The organism is Serratia sp. 506_PEND (genome assembly GCF_001076875.1).
GTDB lineage: Bacteria > Pseudomonadota > Gammaproteobacteria > Enterobacterales > Enterobacteriaceae > Serratia > Serratia marcescens.
Genome location: NZ_JVEL01000623.1, coordinates 1 through 16378, shown reverse-complemented (window position 1 = coordinate 16378; position 16378 = coordinate 1). Strand labels below are relative to the sequence as shown.

26 protein-coding genes and 1 pseudogene are annotated in these 16378 nt (G+C 52.3%); 13 read left to right on the top strand and 14 right to left on the bottom strand.

Translation table 11 applies throughout. The features are described from left to right. The first annotated feature begins 7 nt into the window (after positions 1–7). Positions 8–709, top strand: a complete 702-nt coding sequence (locus tag ADK28_RS28485; protein WP_025303616.1) for a fumarylacetoacetate hydrolase family protein — start codon at positions 8–10, stop codon at positions 707–709. Between the two features lie 20 nt (positions 710–729). Beyond that, positions 730–1374 carry a maleylacetoacetate isomerase gene (gene maiA, locus ADK28_RS28480; protein ID WP_033641386.1) on the top strand — a complete coding sequence of 215 codons (645 nt, stop codon included), beginning with the start codon at positions 730–732 and terminating at the stop codon, positions 1372–1374. Positions 1375–1700: 326 nt separating this feature from the next. On the opposite strand, the gene ADK28_RS28475 is transcribed toward maiA, so the two are convergent. From ADK28_RS28475 to ADK28_RS28425, 13 genes are all read right to left on the bottom strand, one after another. Continuing rightward, positions 1701–2900, bottom strand: a complete 1200-nt coding sequence (locus tag ADK28_RS28475) for a tyrosine-type recombinase/integrase (RefSeq protein WP_048797348.1) — start codon at positions 2898–2900, stop codon at positions 1701–1703. Then, positions 2900–3118, bottom strand: coding sequence for a hypothetical protein (locus ADK28_RS30795; RefSeq protein WP_071826138.1), 219 nt, complete (start codon positions 3116–3118; stop codon positions 2900–2902). Before ADK28_RS30795 ends, ADK28_RS28475 begins: the two co-directional genes overlap by 1 nt. 109 nt (positions 3119–3227) lie before the next feature. After that, the gene (locus tag ADK28_RS28470; RefSeq protein WP_048797347.1) at positions 3228–3815 is read right to left on the bottom strand and encodes a 3'-5' exonuclease; all 588 of its coding nucleotides are present in this window, start codon (positions 3813–3815) and stop codon (positions 3228–3230) included. Next, on the bottom strand, positions 3808–3993 hold the full coding sequence (locus ADK28_RS28465; RefSeq protein ID WP_152929759.1) for a hypothetical protein: 186 nt from the start codon (positions 3991–3993) through the stop codon (positions 3808–3810). Before ADK28_RS28465 ends, ADK28_RS28470 begins: the two co-directional genes overlap by 8 nt. A gap of 131 nt (positions 3994–4124) precedes the next feature. Continuing rightward, a complete protein-coding gene (locus ADK28_RS31100; protein WP_239686290.1) occupies positions 4125–4457 on the bottom strand; it encodes a hypothetical protein in 333 nt (110 codons plus the stop codon). Next, positions 4457–4771 carry a hypothetical protein gene (locus ADK28_RS28460; RefSeq protein WP_048797345.1) on the bottom strand — a complete coding sequence of 105 codons (315 nt, stop codon included), beginning with the start codon at positions 4769–4771 and terminating at the stop codon, positions 4457–4459. The genes ADK28_RS31100 and ADK28_RS28460 overlap by 1 nt, the downstream gene beginning before the upstream one ends. Next, positions 4771–5289: a hypothetical protein gene (locus ADK28_RS28455; protein WP_048797344.1), complete on the bottom strand. Its 519-nt coding sequence runs from the start codon at positions 5287–5289 to the stop codon at positions 4771–4773. Before ADK28_RS28455 ends, ADK28_RS28460 begins: the two co-directional genes overlap by 1 nt. Beyond that, complete coding sequence (locus ADK28_RS28450) at positions 5286–5471, bottom strand: DUF1482 family protein (protein WP_048797343.1); 186 nt, start codon at positions 5469–5471, stop codon at positions 5286–5288. Before ADK28_RS28450 ends, ADK28_RS28455 begins: the two co-directional genes overlap by 4 nt. Beyond that, entirely contained in the window at positions 5471–6004 is a 534-nt protein-coding gene (locus ADK28_RS28445; protein ID WP_048797342.1) for a prophage protein, read from the bottom strand. The genes ADK28_RS28450 and ADK28_RS28445 overlap by 1 nt, the downstream gene beginning before the upstream one ends. 85 nt (positions 6005–6089) lie before the next feature. Beyond that, positions 6090–6917, bottom strand: a complete 828-nt coding sequence (locus ADK28_RS28440) for a YfdQ family protein (protein WP_025303606.1) — start codon at positions 6915–6917, stop codon at positions 6090–6092. Between the two features lie 53 nt (positions 6918–6970). Beyond that, the gene (locus ADK28_RS28435) at positions 6971–7342 is read right to left on the bottom strand and encodes a hypothetical protein (protein ID WP_025303605.1); all 372 of its coding nucleotides are present in this window, start codon (positions 7340–7342) and stop codon (positions 6971–6973) included. 632 nt (positions 7343–7974) lie between these two features. Then, the gene (locus ADK28_RS28430) at positions 7975–8214 is read right to left on the bottom strand and encodes a hypothetical protein (protein WP_025303604.1); all 240 of its coding nucleotides are present in this window, start codon (positions 8212–8214) and stop codon (positions 7975–7977) included. Between the two features lie 238 nt (positions 8215–8452). Next, a complete protein-coding gene (locus tag ADK28_RS28425) occupies positions 8453–9061 on the bottom strand; it encodes a S24 family peptidase (RefSeq protein WP_239686289.1) in 609 nt (202 codons plus the stop codon). A gap of 180 nt (positions 9062–9241) precedes the next feature. On the opposite strand from ADK28_RS28425, the gene ADK28_RS30785 reads away from it, so the two are divergent. The 3 genes from ADK28_RS30785 to ADK28_RS28415 all read left to right on the top strand — a co-directional run bounded on the left by ADK28_RS30785 (position 9242) and on the right by ADK28_RS28415 (position 11083). Then, positions 9242–9490, top strand: a complete 249-nt coding sequence (locus ADK28_RS30785) for a transcriptional regulator (RefSeq protein ID WP_075202165.1) — start codon at positions 9242–9244, stop codon at positions 9488–9490. Positions 9491–9537: 47 nt separating this feature from the next. Then, positions 9538–10011, top strand: a complete 474-nt coding sequence (locus ADK28_RS28420) for a YmfL family putative regulatory protein (RefSeq protein ID WP_025303602.1) — start codon at positions 9538–9540, stop codon at positions 10009–10011. A 250-nt stretch (positions 10012–10261) separates the two neighbouring features. Continuing rightward, on the top strand, positions 10262–11083 hold the full coding sequence (locus ADK28_RS28415) for a hypothetical protein (protein ID WP_048797340.1): 822 nt from the start codon (positions 10262–10264) through the stop codon (positions 11081–11083). Here ADK28_RS28415 and ADK28_RS33350 read toward each other — a convergent pair. Further along, positions 11080–11208 carry a hypothetical protein gene (locus ADK28_RS33350; protein WP_256125618.1) on the bottom strand — a complete coding sequence of 43 codons (129 nt, stop codon included), beginning with the start codon at positions 11206–11208 and terminating at the stop codon, positions 11080–11082. The genes ADK28_RS28415 and ADK28_RS33350 overlap by 4 nt on opposite strands. On the opposite strand from ADK28_RS33350, the gene ADK28_RS33235 reads away from it, so the two are divergent. The 8 genes and pseudogenes from ADK28_RS33235 to ADK28_RS33225 all read left to right on the top strand — a co-directional run. Then, positions 11161–11262 carry a DUF4222 domain-containing protein gene (locus tag ADK28_RS33235; RefSeq protein WP_234970441.1) on the top strand — a complete coding sequence of 34 codons (102 nt, stop codon included), beginning with the start codon at positions 11161–11163 and terminating at the stop codon, positions 11260–11262. The two genes, ADK28_RS33350 and ADK28_RS33235, sit on opposite strands and share 48 nt — an antisense overlap. Further along, positions 11259–12272 (top strand): conserved phage C-terminal domain-containing protein, encoded by a 1014-nt coding sequence (locus ADK28_RS28410; protein WP_048797358.1) that lies wholly within the window; start codon positions 11259–11261, stop codon positions 12270–12272. The genes ADK28_RS33235 and ADK28_RS28410 overlap by 4 nt, the downstream gene beginning before the upstream one ends. Further along, positions 12269–12511: a hypothetical protein gene (locus tag ADK28_RS28405; protein WP_048797339.1), complete on the top strand. Its 243-nt coding sequence runs from the start codon at positions 12269–12271 to the stop codon at positions 12509–12511. Before ADK28_RS28410 ends, ADK28_RS28405 begins: the two co-directional genes overlap by 4 nt. Continuing rightward, positions 12508–14067 (top strand): phage N-6-adenine-methyltransferase, encoded by a 1560-nt coding sequence (locus ADK28_RS33575; RefSeq protein WP_239686288.1) that lies wholly within the window; start codon positions 12508–12510, stop codon positions 14065–14067. Before ADK28_RS28405 ends, ADK28_RS33575 begins: the two co-directional genes overlap by 4 nt. Further along, positions 14064–15101, top strand: coding sequence for a DUF968 domain-containing protein (locus tag ADK28_RS28390; RefSeq protein WP_048797338.1), 1038 nt, complete (start codon positions 14064–14066; stop codon positions 15099–15101). The genes ADK28_RS33575 and ADK28_RS28390 overlap by 4 nt, the downstream gene beginning before the upstream one ends. Further along, on the top strand, positions 15098–15763 hold the full coding sequence (locus ADK28_RS28385; RefSeq protein ID WP_048797337.1) for a bacteriophage antitermination protein Q: 666 nt from the start codon (positions 15098–15100) through the stop codon (positions 15761–15763). The genes ADK28_RS28390 and ADK28_RS28385 overlap by 4 nt, the downstream gene beginning before the upstream one ends. A 260-nt stretch (positions 15764–16023) precedes the next feature. Continuing rightward, on the top strand, positions 16024–16275 hold the full coding sequence (locus ADK28_RS28380; protein WP_226905879.1) for a phage holin family protein: 252 nt from the start codon (positions 16024–16026) through the stop codon (positions 16273–16275). Beyond that, positions 16275–16378, top strand: a pseudogene (locus ADK28_RS33225) (lysozyme); the annotation flags it as partial. The gene ADK28_RS28380 and the pseudogene ADK28_RS33225, both read left to right, overlap by 1 nt.

The window sequence follows — 16378 nt, the reverse complement described above, 5'->3', positions numbered from 1 at the left end:
AGACAAAATGACGCAATACGTATTTGCACCGCAAGCCCCCGTGACGGTTCCTGTCGTGGGGAGTGATAAACAGTTTCCCGTGCGCCGTGTCTACTGCGTCGGGCGCAACTATGCCGCGCATGCCCGCGAAATGGGCTTTGACCCGGATCGTGAGCCGCCGTTTTTCTTCTGCAAGCCTGCCGATGCGGTGGTGCCGGTGGCGGCCGGCGAAACGCTGGCGTTGCCGTATCCGTCGCAAACCGACAACTATCACTACGAAATCGAACTGGTGGTGGCGATTGGTAAACGCGGGAGCGATATTCCGCTGGAAAAGGCGCATGAATACATTTGGGGATATGCCACAGGCCTGGACATGACCCGCCGCGATCGGCAGATGGACATGCGTCAGATGGGGCGCCCATGGGAAATCGGCAAGTCGTTCGATCTTTCTGCGCCCATCGCGCCATTGCATAAAGCCGGCGACAGCGCAGACGTGAACAACGCGCCTATCTGGCTGCAGGTCAACGGCAGCGATCGCCAGCGCAGCGATATCCGCCATCTGATCTGGTCGGTGAATGAAACCATCAGCTATCTGTCCGGCTTTTTTGAGCTGCAGCCCGGCGATCTGATTTTTACCGGCACGCCGGAAGGGGTGGGCGCGGTGGTGAAAGGCGATGTGATTACCGGCAATGTTGAGGGGCTAACCCCTATCGCCGTGAAGATTGTCTGAGGCCGATTCAGAGGTGAATGATGAAGCTGTACAGTTTTTTTAATAGCTCAGCCTCCTACCGCGTGCGCATTGCGCTGGCGCTGAAAGGCCTCCATTACCAGACGGTGGGGGTCAATATTCGCATCGGGCAGCAGAATGAGCTGGCTTATCGGCGCATGAACCCGGTCGGGCTGGTGCCGACGCTGCTCACGGACGACGGCGAGTCTCTCAGCCAGTCGCTGGCGATTACCGACTGGCTGGATCGCCATTTCCCTCAGTCGCCGCTGTTGCCGGCGGCCGATCCGGCGCGCAGCCGGGTACTGGAAATCGTCTATGTCATTGCCTGTGATATTCACCCGGTCAATAACCTACGGGTGTTACGCTACCTGAGTGAAGAGCTGAAGGTGAGTGAGGAAGAGAAAAAACGCTGGTATGCGCACTGGATCCGCCAAGGATTGAGCGCCGTAGAACAGCTGTTGCTCCAGAGGCCGCCAGGCCCCTTCTGCGTTGGCGATACCCCGACGTTGGCGGATTGCTGCTTGATCCCTCAGTGGGCGAATGCCCTGCGGATGGGGTGCGATCTGAGCGGGTATCCGCGCTGTAAGGCGGTTTACGACGCCTGTACTCAGCTCCCGGCGTTCATCGCCGCGGCGCCCGAAAACCAACAAGACAAAATCTCAGCCTGAGCTTGATAAGGCGAAAGGCCATCGCTAACGCGAGGCGCGCAATGATCGTTGGGGGAGACAGTGGCGCAGCGGCTGCGCTCTCATCCTCTCGACGCGCAGACGAAAAAAAACCTGCTGTAACAGCAGGTTTTCTTGAATTTGGTCGGCATGAGAGGATTCGAACCTCCGACCCCCGACACCCCATGTCAGCAGACCTGTTTCTCTGTAAGCCGCGCCAGTACTGGGTTTGGTTAATCTCGACTGGTTATGCAAACAGTGCATTTTGCGCAAAAAACAGCATATATACATCAACAGCTTAAATTGCGTTTTTCCATGGCGTTTTGTAGCTATCCTGCCTTAATTTCCCCATGAGGAACGACAACCCAATCAATGTGATTGCTGGTATAGATCTTGGTAGATTTGGCATCGCTGTGCGCCATACGCCCCTGCGGATCAATCCCTTGGTTGTCGAACAAATGCGCGGCCAGTGCGCGGATTTCGTGGAACGTTGGGCGTTCATCCATCTCCAGGTGATCGCACAGTTTTAGCCTGTCACGCAGATCTGAAAATGCCCGGCTGAGATAGTCGGGTGCAACTTGGGTCGGGTGCGAAACCTCTTTACTGGGCTTCACGCTCCTGGCCGGTATCCGATGGACAATGTATGGACTGGCTACATTATCCCGGCTATCGTCAATAATCCGCTTCAGTTCGCCACCGATCGGTATAGCAACATGCGATGCCTCTTTTTTCTGAACTTTTTGCCGGTGGATATACAGCATGCCGTAAATACCATTCTCCGGCTGATCCAGCCATACGCAACCACACACGCCGTTTTTAGGCTCCTTGATTGAGTAGCGGATCCGGGAGACCTCCAATCTGGCATGCGTCGTTTGTAGCGCAAGGTCCATAGCTGTTCTCAACCATGGTGCGGCACTGCGGCGTATGGCCAGGAAGTTATCGAGAGAAAGCCGTTGCCGTCGCTTCTCATCAATCCGGCGCATTTTCTTGCGTGTGGCCGGGTTATCAAGCATGAGGGATTCATCGACCGCATAGCTAAATAACTTCTTCAGGAAACTGACTTTACGGTTTTGCACGTTTGCCGATGCTTCCGCATGATAGTTATTTATATAGGCGTTGACGTGCTCCAGCTCGATATCGCATGCTGGAATATCCGCAAAGAACTCTTTCACTCGAATGGCATCGTTTCTCCAATCATCACAAGTGCTTTCAGAAGGCTTTTCGTCTTTTATTGCACGATTCATAATATGATCGACATGTTCCGAAAATGGTAATGCCTCCCCTTGAATACCGCCAGACTCCCTAATTAAAAAGTCAACAGAAACTGCGGTTTCTGGTCGCATACGATTGTTATATTCACGAGCTATTGCAATCGATGTGGCGCGATCTAAAGGTTTCCTTGTTGAATTATCAACTAACGACTTCCTTACGCCATTAATTAACGTAAATCGGTAAACCCCGGCATCTTTATCATAATAGAGGAAGTCAGGAAGATGCCGGTTTTCTCTCTTACGCGGACGGGCGGCCATTACGATTCTCTGATTAATTGGCAAACGGCATGAGAAATTTCGGATTTGATACCCCATTTCTCGGTTGAAATAACCCAAGGCGTACCATCAACGATTCTTCCTTGTAACTCACCTATTTCTATCCAGCGTTTAATGGTTCGATTGTCTGGAATAGATCCAACCTCAAACTCCCTTTTCCCCCAAAGGCTTGCTTTCATTAACTTTGATTCATTAGCCATGGTTTCTCTCCACACATAGGCCCGCTGCAACGGGCCTGATCAAAATCACTTCATTGCTGAAACAAATATCCAGGCTATGGCCACCACTGTGACAGCGCCAAATAATGCCTCAGCCAGGTTCATTTTCACTCCCGTCTTCAGGCATAGGGATCACCCGCTGGTGGATTAGCGAAACATACCGGGCCTGGTGTACTGCGTCGGCCAGCGCATTGTGGCGTTCGCCGTCGAAAGGCAGATCGCGTTTCGGGTCGAATCCAACACGCCGGCCGAGGTTCACCATGGTGCGCACGTCCAAATCGTTGAACCAGTTCCAAAATGGCGCCTTACTGCAGCGCTCGTAGGCTTCACGCAGAATGACGTTGTCGAAGGCGGCACCATTGCCCCAAACCTTCAAATACTTCGGCTGCTCGCAGCTGCGGGTGACGAAATTGGTCAACGCATCGAGGGCTTCAGCGATGGGTTTTGCCTCGTCACTAGTGATCGCCGCTCGGGCCTCGCTGCTTTGCTTCAGCCACCAGTTGATGGTATCGCCATCGGGAATGGCGCCGGCGGCCAGTTCACTTGCCAGATTTACCGCGGTATAAAACTGCGGGCCTAACTCACCCGTCATAGGGTTAAAGAACACGGCACCGATCGCCACGATTGGCGCATTTGGCTTGTTGCTCATGGTTTCCAGGTCAATCATCAGATCATTCATTATTTTTACCTTGTGTTGGGGCCGCTGCCAGCCATTGAAATAGTTTTTCCGCATCTGCGGCGTCGATCACGCACTGGCCGTTGTCGAGGACGTGAACTTTTACCCGCATCCCGGCGACTTCCATCGTTTCCTCTGCAACCGAGACTGGCAAATCAGACAACTCGCTCAGCTTATCCATGCTGGACTTCCGCATATCTGATCCGCCCGTAATACTTGCCAGAGCGAAAGCGATAATGTTTCTTGCATTGCCACATGTCGCACTCTGTTGTCACCGCGATACCACGCACCAGGCGTGGTGAAAAATTATGCCTAGGCATGGGTAATCACCCCTCGGTGGCTGATACGATATACACGCTTAGGCATGCCGGCAGATTGGCGATTACCGCCGGTAAACTGTGCCCAGATATTCAGCTCATTGAGAAAACCACGCAGGCCCATTGCAGTACGACGACAACCGTTTTTATTTGATTTGCCGACAGAGCGCTTGGCTTTGCGGATTACTCTTCGGTTATGGGCGTTACAGACTTCAATCCAACGGTCATTTCCCTTGTTTTTGTAGGGGGCACGAGCGTTGCGATGGCGGGAAGCTCTCTCGATACGGTATGCCTCGTTCAACTCGTCAAGATAGGTTGCTTTACTCATTACTCGTCTTCCTCATTGGCCATAACCAGCTGCGTATCGTCCGGTACTTCCATGGTCAGTTGGACGCTGTAACCTCGCTCATGCATGGAGTATGAAACAGGCCAAGCTGGCACCGGCACGTCTTCGCCAACCTGACAAAGCCCAATAGCCCAGCAACCTTCATCGGTGTAGGTTGCGACAATCAGCACTTCGCCTTCGGCAGATTTCAAGTGATAGATCCCCAGCTCGTTAAAGCAGCCGATCTCTTCACGTATCGCCCCCTCAACTTCAAACAGATCATCGCTGGCGCCATAAAAATTCAGTGTCTTGCTCATCAGTAACCCCCGCGGCGAGTGGCCAGGCGAATACGTTGGTAAATTTCACCTGCGTTGCTGCGCTCTTCTCCCAGCTCGCAGGCACAGAAATAGGCATACGCTGCTTTTTCACATGCCTGGTGAGCGTCGATAAACTCCCGCTTCAAAGCTTCGGTGTGGTGCTTTTCAACCAGATTCTTTAAGGCCTCTGGATCCTCTTCAATAGGGCGCAGCCAGTAACAAACTGGCCCATCTTCGGTATCGTGGATTGAACCGATAAACCAGCCATCGCCCACCGGCGGAGTGGGCTCCCACTGGCTAATATCGCCGTCCCCGGATTCATAGGCATCGATCTGTTCGGCTGTGGCATGATTTTCCATCCACTGAAGCGCGCCAGTGACGCGGTTCGCTTCCTTCCACGCCTCAAATTCGCCAGGCGCACCATATTCCGCGCCATTGGCCGGCACAAAGTAATCTGGGTGCGTCCAATAGCCGTTGTTGTCGCGTTGTGGTTCCATTGCCGTGATTAATTTGATCATGGTGTTTTCTCCTGGCGCCGGGCTGGGATTACGCCATCAACCGGCAGGCATTCATACTGGGGTGGTAACTTTTGCTGGTGGATATCCGCCAGGCAGTTGCTTTTGTCTGGATACACCCAGCCTTGCGGCACAAATTCGCAGGGCTGATAGGTGTAGCAGACGAGCAGGAACAGGCCGAACATCACGCAGCCCTCTCGCTGGCCAGCTGGTTATAACGCTGCATGAACATCGCCCTGGCCTGTACTGGATTGACTGGTGAAACGAAAATGTCTTCCGAAGGGCGGATCCCGTTGAGCATTGGCCAAGGTGTCCCATCGTCAATGTCGAGATCGCGGCGTTCGGTGGCCAGCATCACCAGATCGGCATGCTTGACGATCGGGCTGGTGGTGGCTGGAAGGCCGAATTTATAACGAATAACAAAATCAATATTATTTTCGATGCCGCGATAGTCGGGAATTAACTTTTTAAGCGGTGATGGAATATCTTTGCAATATGCTTCGTGCGCGTCATGCAGTAATGCTTCAAAAGCAAAACTAGGCGGGACGATTTTACTGGCAATGACACAATGCTGCGCCACGCTATAGAATTCAGGAATGTGACCATTGAAGCGGCATTCATGAGATAAGGCTTGCGCTATATCTTCAATGCAAATAGCGTCAACGGTTGGCGCTTCGTAATCAAAGCGTTTACCCGTAAAGGTTAAAATCCAAGACATAATTATTCTCCACACAGTTTTTGGCAACACTTCACCAAATACCCCATCGCTGGGGTATTTGAGGCTGTATTACTTATTTAAAAAATCAGGCTTTAAAATTACCGATGAAGGTTTCTACTGAGCCGCCATCGAATTTATCGATCAGCAGATCGCGAAACTCGTTGGCAATTGCCTCTTCCTGCGCTTCAAGTTGAACAATGCGCAAGACGAAAAGCGGCTCGTCACTTTTCAGCAGGCTATTGCGAAGGCTGAACTTGCGTTCCCCGAGGCCTTCATACGGGGTGCAGGTGAATTCGAATGCAACCGGCATCACGTCTTTGCTGCTGGCTTCAATGCTTTGCATGAGTGATTTTTTACCGCTGAAATCACCGTCTTCATGATCTGCTTCTGACATTTGCTTAATGCTCACGCGGCGAACGGCACCGGCAGCCTGCGAGATAGACATTGCTTTACCCTCGGCATCAAATGCTTCCAGATAGTCGCTCCAGTCTTCCAGCCATTCGGCAATATTTTTCTGGCGCAGGCGATCGCCATCAATTGCCAGCAATGCACGGTATGGTGCGGTTTTCTTGAGTTTGATCGAGGCGACGTTATCTGCATGGCCTGGGTTCTCAAGGGAACCGATATTGAACACTGACCGTGCACTCATGTTGTCGGCGTCAATGAAGCAGCGTGCTGGCTCTTCCGCTTTGGCATAGCCAGTGGAGTAGCGAACAAAATCGGCAATGCTGGTTGTTTCCATAGCGCCGCGGAAGCGGAAGCGTTCTAAGCCGAATCGCTCAAGGCTTTCAACGCCAACACCTTCAGGTAAAATTGCAGTCGGGCAGGCTAACCCTTCGATATCACGAAGGTGATAACCAGAAATCACCAGGTCTTTAACTTGTTGAATTGCTCCGCCATCTAATTGAGACATGAAATAATCCTTTGGGTTAATTAAATATAGCGTTTATGAATAAGGGCGCGTTATTACTTAGCGACCCGTAATTTACCGTCAGTGCCGCCATCTACTGTAAATAGCTGGCCTTGGTCTTCTTGCAGAATTGTTAACTTTCCGCCTTTGCCAACGTACATTGGCGTTTCGGTGGTATCTTCTTCTGAAACTTTCCCGCGTGGTGTTGGGGTTACATATTTCAGTTGATGTTTGATACTGACGCGCTTTTCTTCAACCGAATTGCTTAAGCGATCAATATCGAGGGTAATAACAACTTTACCTTTCCCGCCGTTATTGAGAACGCCCAGTGCGGTATTGTTTAAAGCGCCTGAAAGTTTATTTACAAACACGCCGGCATCCAGTTCACCCAGAAAGTCCGGTACATTGGTTTTGCGGTCTTCACTCATAAAATAGTCCTCACACGAAGCGGCGATCGCCGCGGTTTTCTCCACACACCAGGTGGCGCACCGCGCCGGGCTATACTGTGTAGAAATTAATAAGGAAACCGGCACAGTACGCCACCTGATGTGTAAAAAGGGCGGCCAGCCTATGAACATTATCTTCATCCTCCTGGTGTTGGTGGGTTGAAGTTCGGCATGGCCGCCAAAGACTACACACAGCAATTCATCGGTTGTGGTGGCCGGCGGACAACGCCCCTGAAGTCCACCAGCCAGATCCACAACGGTATGCTCACTCATGAGTCAAGATCCTCCACCGCTCCCAGAATTAAGGGAAAGGGCGAGTGAGCATGCCGTTGTGTGCCGGGATTTTTAACCACGCCCGGCGCGTGGTATCTTGGAGTTCTCACACAACCAAGAAGGATTTCATATGCTTAAATCAACTCTTATCGCTAAATGCCTGCACCAATGTGATCTTATCTCTGACGTTCCGACCGGTGAGGCTGCAGTTGAATCGATATTTGACGAATACTTCCCAGGCCACAGTTATAAAAAATGGAATACTGAGCTATCTGATGAAACCGTAAGCTATTTTCTGAGAGCATCCCGCAACGCCGATACAATCCACGTTGATAGTTTCATTAAAGATCTTTGGTCTCTGTAATCGGAAGGGCGCCAAAGGTTTCAAAGTTGGGATGCCTGATCGTCTTCCCTGATGCATTTGCCTCAACTTCGAGGGATTCCGTATGCGTCAGGGCCTGAGTAAAAGCCTTCATGGCAATGAGATAATCGGCCGCTACTGCTGTTCTGGTATCAATGGCGGCGACAGTGGCCCCGTTTACCATTACTTCGACCCTCCGGCCATTCATCTGCTTTTCCATCACCTGACCCCTTACTGAAAGTTACCTGAGCGAATCATCCCGATCTTCATGCGCCTCGGGCGGCTACTTCGTGGGCGTCCTGCCTGTTCGCTGTTGATGGGATAAATATGCTACTTAATATAGAGTTCGTCAACAACAAAAAGTAGAAGAAATTTGTTTTAATTGTCAACGGCATGATTTTTAAGAAATAAAAAAGGCCAGCAATGCTGACCTCTCGATGTGCGGATTGGGGAAGGGGTTAGGCGAAATCGACAAACTTCATTGGAAGTTGCTTTAGCAGTTTTCCAAAAATATAAAGTTCGTACATCTCATGCTCTTCAATAGTGAATGGTGGGTAACGATCATTGTCTGAAATTACAGCAAGCCTACGCCCCTTCACTCGTTGTAGTCGTTTGACGAAAGTGGCATCTTCAAAACAAAAAACGTAAATTCCGTCACCATTGAAATGGTCAACTTTTGAGTCAATGAAAAGCAAATCCCGTGGGCATAACGTGGGCATCATACTGTCGCCATCAACGTTCATGATTCTGATCCCATCAAGGTTCTTACGACCAAAAAGCTCATAAATGCGTTCTTTGGGGATCTCTATGGACCGTATCACTTCTGGAAAATCCCTGTTTATGTAGCCACTGCGTCCTGCAGAAGCATACACCTCCAACTGTTCAATCTTTTCGGCGTCATTTGCCGGCTGTGGCACTTCACCCACTCCATAGTCGAGGTATGGCATGGTGACACCAAAGAATCCAGCTATCTTCTCAAGCTTCTCATCCCTGGGCTTTGCGGTGCCAAGCGTATAGCGTCGCGCCATCTCATATGAGACGCCGCTGATATCTTTGAGTGCGTTCACGTCAACCCCCTTATCTTTCATAAGGGAGTTTAGTCGATCAGCAAACGCTTTGTATTTGGATTCATCTTCTACCATAAGTAGAAGATTAGCCGGAGAGGCGCATGTAGTCATTTCTATTTTAAGTTGATTAAATGGGCTACTATAAGTAGTATTTGTTGTGACTACTTTTAGGAGACTCATATGCCACAAGAATTCAAAAACATCACAGAAAAGGCTGTTAGAGCGGTTGGCTCGATTTCTGCGGTGTCCCGCCAATTCGGTTTCCGTTCTGTTCAATCAGTTGCCAACTGGATAGAAAAAAACCGCGTTCCCTCTGAACGTGTCGTCCAGCTATGTGAAATGGGTGGTTGGATAGTTTCACCTCATCAACTCCGCCCAGACATTTATCCAAACGAAGATGATGCACTACCAAAACCTGATGCGGCTTAAGTCTACCCATTCCGCTCCATAACAGTAACTACCAAAGGAAAATCAACATGGTAGAGCCAAATTTGAAAGATGTAGTGAAAGGCATGTGTAAGGCGGTTGCTGGTGGCCGATCGGCGATGGCCGGCGCGCTGGGGATGTCGGAGACGGCGTTCAACAACAACCTCTACGAGAAGAACGGCTGCCGCTTCTTCGAGATCGGCGAACTGGAAGCAATGGAGGATATCTCTGGCACCAACCTGCTGACCGAGTATTTCGCCCGGCGCCGGGGTTTGCTGGTGGTGGAGATCCCCGCTCTGGACGAATTGGACCAGGTGGAATTGTTCAGCAAAAGCATTCGCACCGCCGCACACCGTGGGCATGTGGATCAGATCATTCAGGAGTCGCTTGCTGATGGCGTCATTGATGAGAAAGAGGCTGCCGAGATCATGCGTTATCACCGTAAGCACCTGCAGGCTCGTGATGCAGAGGTTAGGGCGGTGCTGGCGCTGTTTGGCAAAAAGGCCAAGTGCCAGAAAGGGTAACGCCCAGAGGTTGCAGCCCCTGGGCGTCGGTGCGAGTAAATCAGTGTGTGGAGAAATAATCGCATGAGCAATTTAACCAGAAATTCTATGGTGCCGCAAATCCGCTGCCGTGCAATGACTGGCGGTAATTCTGCGTCGCCGTTCCGGTATGAGGTCAATGTACTGGGTCGGTGGATTGCCAGCAACTACCAGTTTGCCCGATGGGTGGTAGATGGCGGCGCCTGGTTGTCACGACACAGCGAGGTGAAGCATGACTAATCTACCAGCGACCGGGATCACTATGACCAGCCTGGAGCTGGTGGACTACATCAACGCTGAGCGTGAGTCAAAAGCGATCGCCGCCGGCGCCTCGTTCCCGAGCAAGGGCCATACCCGTTTGCGCCACGCTGATTTTATGGCGAAGGCGCCGCGCGTATTGGGTGAAAACCACTCAACGAAATTTTTCGCTCAGTACACCGACCCGACCGGGCGCGAGCTTCCATGTCTGCACTTACCCAAGCGCGAAGCCTGCCTGATGGCCATGAGTTACAGCTACGAGATACAGGCGAAGGTGTTCGATCGCATGACGGCGCTGGAGCAGGCCAACGTACCGGCGCCACAGCTGCCGGCGACCAAGACAGACCAGATCCAGGCCGGGTTGTTGATCGTGGAATCTGCTACCAAGCTGCTGAATCTCTCTCAGTCGTCACGCCTGGGGGCATTGCAGAAGCTGCAAGAGCTGGCTGGCCTGCCGGCACTGATGCCGGTATACGCCATTGATGCGCCATCGGATGCCGTTGACGGCTCCAGCCGGCCGACAGCGGCGATCACCACTCTGTTGAAGCTGAACAGCAGCACGATGAGCACGCCGGTGGCATATCGCATTCTGGAGCGGTTGCGGATAGTCGAGCGCAAAAGCCGCCCAAGTCGGCGCCACGGTGAAAAGCACTTCTGGTCGATCACCGCCGCCGGTCTGCGGTTCGGGAAAAACATCACCTCACCGAATAACCCGCGGGAAACCCAGCCCCATTTCTATGAATCGCGCTTCCCAGAGTTGCTGCAGCGCATCTACGACGAGTGGAGGCGCGGCTAATGGCGGCTAATTACCCAGATATCGGCAGTCGTTGGCGTGATCAGCATGGTCACGTAGTCGTCATTGCCGAGCATGACATTGAAAATCAGAAAGTTGTTTACCAGCGCCCAGGCTACGAGTGGCATTGTGCTTGCCCTCTGATCATATTCTGGGCCCGTTTTACCAGGACTATTTTATGAGTACGAAATTGACCGCATACGTGTGGGACGGTTGCGCGGCGGCGGGCATGAAACTGTCCATGGTAGCCATAATGGCGCGCCTGGCTGACTTTTCCTCGGATGAAGGCCTGTGCTGGCCGTCAGTGAAGACGATCGCCCGTCAGATTGGCGCCAGTGAAAGCACGGTGAGCGCATCGCTGGCCAAACTGGAAAAAGACGGCTGGATCACCCGCCAACAGCGCCGGAAAGGCAACCGCAACACTTCAAGCATGACGCAGCTGAACGTTGAGATGCTTCGCGCTGCTGCAAATTCTCACCCTCCAGAATCTGAGGCCTCAAAATCTGATACATCAAAATTTGATACCTCAAAATCTGACCCGTCAAAATCCAGCAACACAGGGCGTTTTGACCCTCCAGAATCTGGATACGATCCGTCAGTAAATTCAAAACATGATCCGTCAGATAAAAACACTTTTGGTCAACCGCCAGCGGCGGCCGACCAGGGGGATGTTGTTTCTGAAGAAATTCACATCACTGACCAGGCCATTCTGGTGCTGAAACACCTGAACCAACTGACGGGCGCCAAATACACCACGGCCAAATCCACCCTGCAGAACATCCGGGCTCGGCTGGTGGACGGACACTCGTTGGAGGAACTCAAGCTGGTGGTGGAATACCTCGTTGATCGCTGGCTGGGCACAGAGTGGGCCAAATACCTGAACCCGGAAACCATGTTCCGGCCGGGTAAATTCCCGGGCAACCTGCTGGCTGCTTCAGCCTGGCATGACGGCGGTCGCAAGCCTGAGCAAGCCCGTTCGGCGCCGGTGGCCTGCGCAGAGCGTGACGCGGCCTATCGTCGTTTCATCGGTAACAGTCTGCCGCTTCAAAACCCGGGCGAGCTGGAGACGTTGGCGAGAACTGAGGCCAGCAAAGCCGGCGTGCGCACCATGCAGCCGAGTTACGCGGTGCCGGCATGGAACCGCATTTGGGCTGATTGTGTTCAGCGCCTGAACGGAGGGAAGGCCGCATGAAACCAGTAACCAAACAAATTTGTGGCGTTACCGTCTTCCCGCTGGTGGCTGTACTGCAGCAGGTTCGCCGCTGGTGGTCTATCCGAGGGCTGCGAAGCCATTGGGCTGCTGATCAGGGTGTGCGCCGCATTGCTCGTGAGCGTGACTGGCAAGGCGTATTGGCATGTTTCAACATCGAGCACCGTTATAGCTTCATCAAATTGTTGGCAAAGGCAGAGCAGCAGAGGGGGATCCTGTGACGGTTCAAATAGTGAGTTTTTCCGGTGGCCGCACGTCCGCCTACCTGGTTCACCTGATGGAGAAACGCCGGACCGGTGGTGAGGATATTCGATATATTTTCATGGATACAGGGGCTGAGCACCCTGGAACGTATGATTTTGTGCGTAATGTCGTCAAACACTGGCAGCTTAATCTGATCTGCCTACGGGTGGTGGTAAACCCTGAGTTGGGTAAGGGCAACGGTTACAAGGTAGTCAGCGTTGATGAGATCGGTCCTGACCTTCAGCCATGGCGCGATGTTTGTGCAAAATATGGTACGCCTTACGTCCATGGTGCATTTTGTACCCGCACAATGAAATTAGAGCCGTTCGAGCGTTACTGTAAAGATCATTTCGAAAGCTACCATACCTGGATCGGCATTCGTTATGATGAACCAAAACGGTTGAAGGAACGGGAGAATGTCAGCTACTTAGCGGATATCAGTGATTTTGATAAGCAGGATGTTTTGGCCTGGTGGAAGACACAATCTTTTGATCTGGAGATACCGGAACATAACGGTAACTGTGTCTTCTGTGTCAAAAAAGGCATCAATAAAATCGCGCTTGCTGCTCGTGATAATCCTGAGACCTGCCAGGAATTCATGGAACTCATTACCAGTGACAGCGTAAGGGTGGTAGACCGGCGCCAACAAGAGAATAAGATCATGTACAGGGGGAATCATTCTCTTGAGAGCATTATTGCCATGTTTTCCGAACATTCTAGGGAGGAAATTGCGGCGACTATTCGTGGTGGTGGTTATGATACAGGCTCGTGCACTGAGTCCTGTGAGGTCTTCTCATGTGACATCGCTGATGATGCAGAGGAAGTGGCCGAGGCGCCAAAGATCAGCACTTATTGCTCGAAACTTACCGAACTACGCGAGAAGCCAACTCATCTTTTGAAAGAGGTTGGCGATCAATGGCGTACACCTGATGCCCTGTTCTGGGGCATCAATGCGATGTTTGGTCCGCTGGTGCTGGATCTGTTCACAGACGGCGATAACAGCAAATGCCCGGCATTCTACACAGCAGAGGATAATGCCCTCACTCAGGACTGGTCAGCACGGCTGGTGGAGCTTCACGGTGCTGCTTTCGGCAATCCGCCATATTCCCGCGCCCAGCAGCATGAGGGGCAATATATCACCGGTATGCAGCACATCATGGCACACGCTATGGACATGCGTGAGCGTGGTGGACGATATGTTTTCCTGATTAAGGCTGCGACATCGGAAACTTGGTGGCCTGAGCAGGCAGATCACGTTGCTTTCATCCGCGGGCGTGTTGGTTTTGACGTACCGCAATGGTTTGTGCCTGCTGATGAAAAGCAAGTGCCCACCGGCGCATTCTTTGCTGGGGCGATAGTGATCTTTGATAAGTCTTGGTCCGGTCCTGCAATGAGCTATATCAGCCGTACGCAGTTGGAAACCATGGGGGCGGCGTTTGTAGCGCAGATCCGCCGGGAGGCAGAACGGCTGTTACCACATATTCAACCGCAAAATATTCCAGAATATATTCCTGGGCGAGAGGTGGCTGCGTGAGAATGCTGCTGACTCCTTACCTGCAGCGTGATCTGGGCGTGGTGATACTGCGCCCCGGTCGTGAGCTGATGCACTATTTCAGTGGTCAGCGCCGGCTGCTGATTGCCAACGAGCCAGAAGAACTAAAACCACTCCCACCGGGTTTGCTGCCGGTAGCCGATCAGGGGCTGGCCAATGATCCGCGTCTGTTGCCATTCTTCCTGCATGAGCGAGTTATTGGCGCCGCTGGTGGTGTTGCTGCGCTGCGTGAGTGGTTGAGCCGCGGCACCGAGTGCCAATGGCCACATGGCGACGGTTATCACAATCACAACATGGATATTCTGGATTATGACGGCTTGCCTGTCCGTTTGTGCTGGCACCATGAACACCTGCTGCGGGAGCAAACCCACCCTACGCTGGACGCTTTGGCGAAGCAGAATGTTGCGGATTGGCTGGTGTACCGGGCCCTCACGCACTTTCGGTTTAAGGAAGACCACCAGCTGAGCTTGCCGGAATTATGCTGGTGGGCCGTGCTAAATGGTGTTTCCGATCTGCTGCCTGATTCGGTGGCGCGCTCGGCCCTGCGCCTTCCACCAGCACCAGACGAAACAGGCACGCGTAAAGAGTCGGATATCGTCTGGGAGAAAGCGCCGAAGGCGATCATCAATGAGCGCGTGGAGAAGATTAAGCCGGCGTTGCTCGTTGATGTTGACCCGGCGCCGCCGGCGGGGTTAATGCTGCTGCCAAAACTGACGCGCTGGGAATGCGAAAAGTACACCCAGTGGGTGAAGTCGCAGCCGTGCTGCTGTGGTTGCGGCCTGCCGGCAGACGACCCGCATCACATCATCGATCACGGCCTGGGCGGTACTGGCACCAAGCCTCACGATATTTTCACCATTCCTCTGACCCGCAAATGTCATAACGAACTGCATGATGATGTAGCGGCATGGGAGGCCAAGCACGGCAGCCAGCTATTCCACCTGGTGCGCACGCTGAATAAGGCATTTGGGATTGGGGCGATCACTACGGCAAGCAAACGCGGGGCAAAACGATGAATCAACAATATTTGGAGTATGTCCGTGGTGCTGTGTCGCTCGCCCTGGCTGATATCCATGGTCAGAGTAAAGGCCAGCTGGCGGCATTCGAAGGTTCGGCGATGATCCGCACAACACGTTTTAAGCGCCAGAAGGTTCGCACGGTGGTATTGGAAAAGCGCAGAGTTTGCCCGATAACGGATCCGATGCACTGCCCAGAAACGCGAGCCAGAAAGAAACCCTTTCCGTTGATTGAAGAGCTGACCTATTGCACCAGCTCTTGGCGCCGGGCTATCTCAGTGCTTGAACCCCATCAGGAAGCGTGGTTGCGTTATTGTTATGGTGATTATAATTACCATGATAAACAGTTGCAGGTGGTTCCTTATATCTGGGAACAATTCTCAGATCAGTGTGCGGTACGCTTGAGCAAAAAGGTAAAACTCAGGCTGCAAGGCTTGGCATTGCTGGCGGTACAGGTGGTCGCCAGTGAAATAAAAGGTCTGCCGCGGGAGTACACCTATACCAACCTTGCCAGCATGGCCGGAGTCCAGCGGAATAACTGGCAAATGCACTATGCCGGACACTGGGAGCGCCTTTTGCTGCTAATCAAGGGGCTGGATGAAGGCGCGCTTTTCAGTGTTGCAAACCAAAGAATAGCAAGAAGGCAGCTTTTAACAGCATGATGCTTGCAAAAGTGAACAAAATGAGCCATATTTAAGGCTAATTTGATATTTTGCCAATATTGCAAATGGCGCAAAACCTCGCTTCGGCGGGGTTTTCTTTTTGGTGGGTCAGATTTCAGCCGCTGGTGGTGTTTTCCATCGGCAGTGATCAACCAGCGACAATTACAAACCAAGAATTCGCGTCAATTACAGGCTGCCATTTGGCGGCCTTTTCTGTTTCATGAGCGCCAACCGCCCGGCGGGAGGTAAGGATGTCACGAATGCTAATCAGAGCAGCCGATGGAGCCGTGCACACTGGTAGCGCAGTGTCATTCGTCCTCGGCATCATTAATTATTTCTCACAGAGTGAATGGATCATTATCGGGGTCATTTTCGGCATGTTTTGCTCTGCATTTGGTATTGCCCTCGGTACTTACTTCCGCTGCCGGCGCGAGCGGCTTCTACGTGATTGGATAAAAAAACGCACGGAGACGATCGACACGGAAGAGCTTGAAATGCTGGAGCGTGAGTAATGGGGAACAAATCAAAACTCAGCGCTGTAATGTTGGCGCTGATCGCCGCCGGCGCATCGGCCCCGGTGATGATGTCGCAGTTTCAGGAAGAGAAAGAAGGCCA

Bases quoted from the DNA above. Each gene is read 5' to 3' on its own strand.
- ADK28_RS28485 (WP_025303616.1), top strand. From the start codon at position 8: ATGACGCAATACGTATTTGCACCGCAAGCCCCCGTGACGGTTCCTGTC.
- maiA (WP_033641386.1), top strand. From the start codon at position 730: ATGAAGCTGTACAGTTTTTTTAATAGCTCAGCCTCCTACCGCGTGCGC.
- ADK28_RS28475 (WP_048797348.1), bottom strand. From the start codon at position 2,900: ATGGCCGCCCGTCCGCGTAAGAGAGAAAACCGGCATCTTCCTGACTTC.
- ADK28_RS30795 (WP_071826138.1), bottom strand. From the start codon at position 3,118: ATGGCTAATGAATCAAAGTTAATGAAAGCAAGCCTTTGGGGGAAAAGG.
- ADK28_RS28470 (WP_048797347.1), bottom strand. From the start codon at position 3,815: ATGAATGATCTGATGATTGACCTGGAAACCATGAGCAACAAGCCAAAT.
- ADK28_RS28465 (WP_152929759.1), bottom strand. From the start codon at position 3,993: ATGGATAAGCTGAGCGAGTTGTCTGATTTGCCAGTCTCGGTTGCAGAG.
- ADK28_RS31100 (WP_239686290.1), bottom strand. From the start codon at position 4,457: ATGAGTAAAGCAACCTATCTTGACGAGTTGAACGAGGCATACCGTATC.
- ADK28_RS28460 (WP_048797345.1), bottom strand. From the start codon at position 4,771: ATGAGCAAGACACTGAATTTTTATGGCGCCAGCGATGATCTGTTTGAA.
- ADK28_RS28455 (WP_048797344.1), bottom strand. From the start codon at position 5,289: ATGATCAAATTAATCACGGCAATGGAACCACAACGCGACAACAACGGC.
- ADK28_RS28450 (WP_048797343.1), bottom strand. From the start codon at position 5,471: ATGTTCGGCCTGTTCCTGCTCGTCTGCTACACCTATCAGCCCTGCGAA.
- ADK28_RS28445 (WP_048797342.1), bottom strand. From the start codon at position 6,004: ATGTCTTGGATTTTAACCTTTACGGGTAAACGCTTTGATTACGAAGCG.
- ADK28_RS28440 (WP_025303606.1), bottom strand. From the start codon at position 6,917: ATGTCTCAATTAGATGGCGGAGCAATTCAACAAGTTAAAGACCTGGTG.
- ADK28_RS28435 (WP_025303605.1), bottom strand. From the start codon at position 7,342: ATGAGTGAAGACCGCAAAACCAATGTACCGGACTTTCTGGGTGAACTG.
- ADK28_RS28430 (WP_025303604.1), bottom strand. From the start codon at position 8,214: ATGGAAAAGCAGATGAATGGCCGGAGGGTCGAAGTAATGGTAAACGGG.
- ADK28_RS30785 (WP_075202165.1), top strand. From the start codon at position 9,242: ATGCCACAAGAATTCAAAAACATCACAGAAAAGGCTGTTAGAGCGGTT.
- ADK28_RS28420 (WP_025303602.1), top strand. From the start codon at position 9,538: ATGGTAGAGCCAAATTTGAAAGATGTAGTGAAAGGCATGTGTAAGGCG.
- ADK28_RS28415 (WP_048797340.1), top strand. From the start codon at position 10,262: ATGACTAATCTACCAGCGACCGGGATCACTATGACCAGCCTGGAGCTG.
- ADK28_RS33350 (WP_256125618.1), bottom strand. From the start codon at position 11,208: ATGCCACTCGTAGCCTGGGCGCTGGTAAACAACTTTCTGATTTTCAAT.
- ADK28_RS28410 (WP_048797358.1), top strand. From the start codon at position 11,259: ATGAGTACGAAATTGACCGCATACGTGTGGGACGGTTGCGCGGCGGCG.
- ADK28_RS28405 (WP_048797339.1), top strand. From the start codon at position 12,269: ATGAAACCAGTAACCAAACAAATTTGTGGCGTTACCGTCTTCCCGCTG.
- ADK28_RS28385 (WP_048797337.1), top strand. From the start codon at position 15,098: ATGAATCAACAATATTTGGAGTATGTCCGTGGTGCTGTGTCGCTCGCC.
- ADK28_RS28380 (WP_226905879.1), top strand. From the start codon at position 16,024: ATGCTAATCAGAGCAGCCGATGGAGCCGTGCACACTGGTAGCGCAGTG.